This is a genomic window from Halorubrum tibetense (assembly GCF_042661865.1).
Taxonomy (GTDB): domain Archaea; phylum Halobacteriota; class Halobacteria; order Halobacteriales; family Haloferacaceae; genus Halorubrum; species Halorubrum tibetense.
In genome coordinates this window covers 1-611 of record NZ_JBHSWW010000643.1, presented here as the reverse complement: position 1 = coordinate 611, position 611 = coordinate 1, and the positions used below count along the sequence as shown (strand labels likewise).

The following is a 611-nucleotide window of genomic DNA, read 5'->3' as shown; positions in this document are numbered from 1 at the left end:
CAGCGCGCGCTATATTGCTGCCTTTAGCTTTGGGAAGGACGCCCATGCAGGCTTTACATTTAGACGCAGAACAAAGATACGACAGCATTCGCAAAAGCGCGTTACGCGCAGTACAAAATGCACTTGCAGATAACAATACGTCAGACATCACGCTGCGGGTGATAGATCAAGCAGCATTAACCGCCTCAAAAGTATGGGAAACCTCTGCGATTCGTAGGGTCGATTGGGATTGGCTCGCTAGCTACCCAAGCTTTCGCTTCCGACACCCCAAGCGATTTGAACTGGCCATTTGGCAAGGTCCCCGCTTGATTAGTCTCTCGTTAGGCCGGCCGACTTATCACGGAACAGCAATGCGGCTAGATTTCGTCGAGTCTCAGCCTGTAGATCAAGGTAAAAGGCCCAAAACCTTCCGGCTTGTAACCGCTGCCCTGCAAGTTTATGCTGAACTGCTTGGCGCACGGGAAATTCGAATCATGAATCCCATCAACGACGCTGTGAAGCAGTACTACACCTCGTATGGTTTTACCTACCATCCCAAAGGTGATTTTCTCAGCAAGCTAATCTCGGAGGTTTAAATGACAAAAATTACAGACATTTCAACCAAGAGAAAG

Annotated in this window: 1 protein-coding gene; it reads left to right on the top strand. The window is 48.9% G+C overall.

The window, feature by feature from the left end; translation table 11 throughout:
• A partial coding sequence (locus ACFQEU_RS17505) for a hypothetical protein (protein WP_379784226.1) occupies window positions 1-575 on the top strand: 575 nt, incomplete at its 5' end.
• Window positions 576-611 lie beyond the last annotated feature (36 nt).